Annotated in this window: 4 protein-coding genes and 1 pseudogene; 4 read left to right on the forward strand and 1 reads right to left on the reverse strand. The window is 37.3% G+C overall.

The genetic code is table 11. From position 1 onward, the window contains the following. Window positions 1–540: 540 nt before the first annotated feature. Window positions 541–648 (forward strand): annotated as a pseudogene (locus JHD79_RS23215) (hypothetical protein); the annotation flags it as partial. Window positions 649–801: 153 nt separating this feature from the next. Here JHD79_RS23215 and JHD79_RS18280 read toward each other — a convergent pair. Next, window positions 802–1,164, reverse strand: coding sequence for a DUF1622 domain-containing protein (locus JHD79_RS18280; RefSeq protein WP_199120782.1), 363 nt, complete (start codon window positions 1,162–1,164; stop codon window positions 802–804). A 237-nt stretch (window positions 1,165–1,401) separates the two neighbouring features. Between JHD79_RS18280 and JHD79_RS18285 the strand changes: the two genes are divergently transcribed. From JHD79_RS18285 to JHD79_RS18295, 3 genes are all read left to right on the forward strand, one after another. Further along, the gene (locus tag JHD79_RS18285; RefSeq protein WP_199120783.1) at window positions 1,402–2,001 is read left to right on the forward strand and encodes an RNA polymerase sigma factor; all 600 of its coding nucleotides are present in this window, start codon (window positions 1,402–1,404) and stop codon (window positions 1,999–2,001) included. Between the two features lie 74 nt (window positions 2,002–2,075). After that, window positions 2,076–3,068 carry a FecR family protein gene (locus tag JHD79_RS18290; RefSeq protein ID WP_199120785.1) on the forward strand — a complete coding sequence of 331 codons (993 nt, stop codon included), beginning with the start codon at window positions 2,076–2,078 and terminating at the stop codon, window positions 3,066–3,068. Between the two features lie 184 nt (window positions 3,069–3,252). After that, entirely contained in the window at window positions 3,253–5,868 is a 2,616-nt protein-coding gene (locus JHD79_RS18295; protein ID WP_199120786.1) for a TonB-dependent receptor, read from the forward strand. Window positions 5,869–6,000: the final 132 nt, after the last annotated feature.

A 6,000-nucleotide genomic window follows, 5' to 3' on the forward strand; every position in this document is an offset into this window, starting at 1 on the left:
TAATGAGGGTGTCCAAAAAAGTTCTATCATTATTCCCGTGAAAACGGCAATCTTTTTTATAGTAGTATTTATGGCTGCTTTAAGATCGCCAATCCTGCTTATCTAAGACGGGCGCAACTGGAAATGATGAAGAAAAGAACTTTTTGGACACCCTCTTTTTTTTGATCGCTGTGGTTAGTCATATTTTTTGCTTCAAAGGCTTCTGTAATCAATCCCATCTTCCCTGTCCATTTGATAATTTTTTGAGCAGAGGATCTCCCTCTAATGTCTTAAAAAATGCTATTTTCGTTTCTTTAAAGAACTTAAGGGCATTAGCCTATTATTAATTATTAAATGAAGAATTTATCTACCTTATGTCTACGCCAAAAGTTATGCCGTAAAAATGGGGCAATAAATGGGTGTTTATAAAATCGAAATAAAAATATGCTTAAAAAGGGAGAACATATAGAAGGTGTTCCAGTTGAATTAGAACAACTATTTAATGAAGATCAGGAAGCCAAAGACTTTTTTGAGACTTTATCCAAATGATACAAACAAGGTTATTGTGATTGGGTAGGATCTGCCAAACAGGAAGAGACAAGATTGATCAGGGCAGGAAAAGCCATCTTAATGCTTAGGAACAAGCAGAAAACTTTAAAAACAGTTTAATCTTTGTAAGAATACGTTAATTATGATTTGATTTATCTTAAGGTAATTGCTTGTTGTTGTTGTGCCATGTTTGTGGTGTTCTTTTTGGAACAATTCATGTGGGATATTAGCTATCGAAATTAGATTACCTATATTCCTAAATCTGCAAGTGATTTACAATTGATTATTTGCTTGCTCAGGAGCTTTATGTTGCGCAACATTTTCGATCTCCTTATTTAAGAAAAAGGATAAGCTTGTTCTAATGAAAACAGTACCGCCCAATATGCCCAGGTCATTAAATGATGGATGGAGAATAGTGTCAATAATATCGGATGCGATTAGAAATTCCAAACCCAACAACAGGTAATAACCAACTTCAATTTTGATCTGAACTGTTTTTGCTAACGAAAATGAATGCTTAAAGCGCTTAAACTCATTATAGATAAATTTAAGTAAACCCAGTGCTGCACCATAACAAATAATGGCTATACTGAAATAACTGATTATCTGTGATATGTATTGAAGTATGACATTCATCGCAAAATAGGTACTTACCTAAAAATACAAAATTTATGGACTAAATCATATTAAATTGATCCTTATTAAAAGTAAAATCCTGACATTTTCTGGTAAACGATGAGGCCATAACTACATTAAACGCCAAAAAGATAAAAAATATTAGCTAATGTAAATTAGCTGCTTTGGAAAATTTTATTTTTATTCATATTTGTCCTTTGTTAAATTTCCAGAATCTGTCCGGCTCACAAATAAAATATGAATTCAGGCCTACCCAAAGATATTGAGCTATTGCTTAAACTTAGAAATGGTGAGGCCTCTGCCTTTGCTGAAATTTATAATCAATACAGGAGTAAAATCTTAGTTTACGCATGCAATTTGTGTAAATCAGAAGATCTTGCAGAAGAAATAGTGCAGGAAGTATTCATTAAGATCTGGCAAAAGAGAGCGCAAATAAACACAGCGCTGCATTTTGGAGCTTATATAAAAAAGATCACGCTAAACCATGTGCTCAATCACCTAAAAAAAGTAGCCAGAGAAAAAGTACTTCAGAAAGAATTATTTGGATATATAGAAGCTTTAAGGAACAGTACCGAAGAAAATTTATTTGAAAAGGAACTGCTCAAAACCTATGATGAGGCCATCCAGAATTTACCACCACAAAAAAAGCTGATTTATCACATGAGCAGGATAGAAGACCTGAGCCATGATGAAATTGCTGAAAAACTTAATATTTCTAAAAACACGGTTAAAAACCACATGGTTGAGGCCACCCGTTTTATTCGAAACTATGTAAGTAAAAATGATTGCGTTATTTGCTTTCTCATTGCAGCCTCAAATTATTTTCATTCCAACTAGTCCTATATCTTCTCGCAGTTGTATTAGATATAAACAAGTCGGGCAGCACAGCCCGTTTTTATTATTGGAACATTGTGAAAGAAAAACAGCCATTAAAAAATCTTTATAATTTATACCTGAATAACCAGTGTAGCGAAGAGGAATTCGAACGTTTCTTAACAGCATTAGTTAACGAAGATGATGACAAGGAGATTTTAGCATTAATGTCGGCTACATGGGATAATACGCATACTTTACCCGACATAGGCCTTATCCCAGATTTTCTTCCACAGGAAACCAAACAGGTGAAATTAAAACCCGCTCAATCTGGCAAGGTAAACCTACAAAGGTTCATTGCATCGGCAGCCGCCATATTAGTGCTTGCAGCTGGTTTATATTTTTTCAGAGATAATGTGATCAAACTCATTGCCCCAGTTCAGCAACAGGAAGTATGGAGTTCAATAGGAGAAAGAAAAAAAATCATCTTGGCAGATGGCTCTCAGGTATGGCTCAGTTCCAACAGTAAGCTGAGTTATCCTGATAAATTTAAGGAAGCACAAAGATCCGTTAGCCTTGAGGGCGAAGCCTTTTTTGAAGTTGCCCATGATGCAAAGCATCCTTTCATCATCAAAACAGGTAAGGTGAATACGACTGTATTGGGTACCAGTTTCAACGTTTCGGCATATTCTAAGCAGAATACAATTAATATTACGCTCGTTACAGGAAAGGTAGCAGTAGCGCTGACAACAAAAAATAAAACTTATACGGAGACTATACTGCCTAACCAACAAATCGTTGTTAACAGAAGCAATAATAAACTCAGTAAAATCGATTATCCTGAAGCCGTTTCCTTTTTAAACAGGAGACTAGGCCAATATGAATATAAAGGTTTAATATTAGAGCAGGTTGTACATGACATAGAATCACAATACAATGTACAGATTGTGCTATCTACTCATTTATCAGATAAAACATTTTATGGGAATTTAAATATGAATGATCCCATAGCACAAACTTTAAATAAGTTGTGTCTGGTTATGGAAACCAAATGGGAAAAGAAAGGAGAACAATATGAAATTATAAAATAAATGCCCGCTTCTGAAAAATAGAACCGGGCAAATATCTAATCAACTTAAATGTCTGAGCCTTGAGAACTACTAGACATGAAAAATTAATATTAATCATAAAGTTATGAAACCTGTTTGAGCTTATTGCCAATAATTGTAAATAATTATAGTGAAAAAGGGTGTGGTAACGAAAAAATAAAAAAAAATGAAAAAAATTGGACCTGTAAAGATCCTAACGGTTATTGCTTTGATCCTCTTCTTAATGGCGCTGATACAATCAGAGGTACATGCGCAAGATCCGTTTGATAAAAAACTGAGTATAAATATAAATAATGAGCAACTTAAAAGTGCCCTCGATAAAATATCAAAAGCATCAGGCGTAAAATTTACTTATAATGAGCAAGTTGCCAACAGTGGCATAAAAATAAGCGTGCATGCCAATAACAAAAGTTTAAAGGAAATCCTATCGATTGCATTTTTATATAAACCAATACAATTTAGTGTTTTGGATAAAGATGTTTTTATCCGCCTAAATGCTGACGCAATAAAAAAGGAGGAGGCCGGTCCGGCGGCAAATCCAAATCAAAACAAAGAAAAGTACACTTTAAGTGGAACCATTAAATCTAAAGGTTCTGGCGAAACATTGATAGCAGCTTCCATAAGGGTTGCCGGTACTAATCAGGCTACAATGAGTAATGAATATGGTTTTTATTCACTTACCTTAAATAAGGGTGAATATGTAATAGAAGTGAAAGGGGTGGGTTTCAAAACTTATAAAACCTCCATTGAACTGAATCATAATATTAAACTCGATGCTGCATTAGAAGACGATGAGAATAAGTTGGAAACCGTTACCGTTACCGCGAATTCGAGCAATCAAAACCTTAAAACTACGCAAATGGGAATGGAACGTTTTAGTATTCGCGAAACGAAAGAGGTTCCGGTCTTAATGGGCGAACCAGATATAATTAAGACCTTACAACTATTACCTGGCGTTAAAACAGCAGGCGAGGGCAACGGAGGGATGTTTGTTCGTGGTGGCAGTTCCGATCAGAACATTATCCTGCTTGATGAAGCACCCGTGTATAATGCTAGCCATTTGCTTGGTTTCTTCTCTACATTTAATTCTGATGCGATAAAAAATGTTACCCTTTATAAAAGTGGTATGCCTGCCCAGTATGGAGGAGGCCTATCATCGGTATTGGATGTAAAAATGAATGATGGAAACAACCAGAAACTCGGCGTAAGTGGTGGAGTAGGGATTATTGCAGCCAGACTCAATGTGGAAGGACCCATACAAAAAGATAAATCCTCATTCTTAATTTCTGCACGCAGAACGTATGCAGACATGTTTTTAAAACTCTCCAGCGATTCGTCAGTTAGAAACACACAATTGTATTTTTATGATATTAACTTGAAAGCGAATTATATTCTTGGCGAGAAAGATCGTTTATTTATTTCAGGCTATTTTGGGAAAGATGTGCTGGCATCGGAAAGTTTATCTGGTATAAACTGGGGCAATGCAACCTCTACCTTACGTTGGAACCATGTTTATAACAGCAAATTATTTTCTAATACCTCAATCATATTTAGTAATTATAACTATAAGATAAAATCAAACAATGAAGAAAGTTCGCTCACACTTTTCTCTCAAATAAGAGACTGGAGTTTTAAAGAAAACATGCAATGGTATGCTAACGAAAGAAATAGCGTTAGTTTTGGCTTAAGTGTTGCCTATCATAACATAAAGCCTGGTGAGGTGCTGGCTTCGGGCAATTCCGGTTTTCTATCGCAGGAATTTCAGAACAGATATTCTTTGGAAAATGCAGTATATGCCAGTAATACCTGGAAAGCAAGTGATGCGCTGAATATTACATATGGATTAAGGATTTCTGCCTTTAGCATATTTGGAAAGGGTGATTTTTACGATTTAGATGATGACGGCAATGTCATTGGAGCTACCCATTATAAAAGTGGTGAAATGGTAAAAACTTACGTTAACCTCGAACCGCGTCTTGCCTTGGTCTTGCAGCTAAACAGATTATCCTCTATTAAGGCATCTTATGTTCGGAATGTTCAAAATCTACATCTGATTAGCAATTCCAATGCAGCTTCCCCAACCGATAGATGGGTGGCTTCTACCAACATTATAAAGCCAGAACTTAGTGATCAGGTATCTATAGGTTACTATAGAAATATTAACGATAATACTTATGAGTTCTCTGCCGAAACCTATTATAAATCGCTTGATAACCAAATTGACTACCGTAATGGTGCCGATATATTTACCAGTAAGCCCATAGAAACACAATTGTTGTTTGGTAAGGGGCGCGCCTATGGCCTTGAACTGTTGATCAAAAAGAAAAGTGGAAGATTTACCGGGTGGCTGGGCTATACCTTATCTAAAACAGAAAGGAAGATAGATGGTATTAATCATAATGAATGGTACAACGCCCGTCAGGATAAAACGCACGATGTTACTTTTGTAGGCATGTATAAATTGAGCCAGAAGTGGACGGTTTCTGCCAATTGGGTGTATGCTACTGGAAATGCAGTTACCTATCCAAGAGGAAAATATACCATGCTAGGGCAAAGCTATTTTTATTTTTCAGATCGGAATGCCGATCGAATGCCAGCCTACCACAGACTTGATCTAGGTGCCACACGCTTATTAAAACAAACGAAGCGGTTCTCGTCTGAACTTAATTTTAGTTTGTACAATGCCTATGGAAGGAAAAATCCTTTCAGAATTACTTTCCTGTCTCTTATACACATCTCCGAGCCCACGAGACCTGCGTTACCATCTCGTATTCCGTCATAGGCATTAAAAGAGGGGGGGGGGGGGGGGGGGGGGGGGGGGGGGGGGGGGGGGGGGGGGGGGGGGGGGGGGGGGGGGGGGGGGGGGGGGGGGGGGGGGGGGGGGGGGGGGGGGGGGGGGGGGGGGGGGGGGGGG

Origin of the sequence: Pedobacter sp. ASV28 (assembly GCF_016428855.1) — a bacterium.
Classification (GTDB): Bacteria; Bacteroidota; Bacteroidia; order Sphingobacteriales; family Sphingobacteriaceae; genus Pedobacter.

What these genes read in the sequence shown, in the direction of transcription:
- JHD79_RS18295 (WP_199120786.1), top strand. Translation starts at nt 3,253, where the DNA reads ATGAAAAAAATTGGACCTGTAAAGATCCTAACGGTTATTGCTTTGATC.
- JHD79_RS18285 (WP_199120783.1), top strand. Translation starts at nt 1,402, where the DNA reads ATGAATTCAGGCCTACCCAAAGATATTGAGCTATTGCTTAAACTTAGA.
- JHD79_RS18280 (WP_199120782.1), bottom strand. Translation starts at nt 1,164, where the DNA reads ATGAATGTCATACTTCAATACATATCACAGATAATCAGTTATTTCAGT.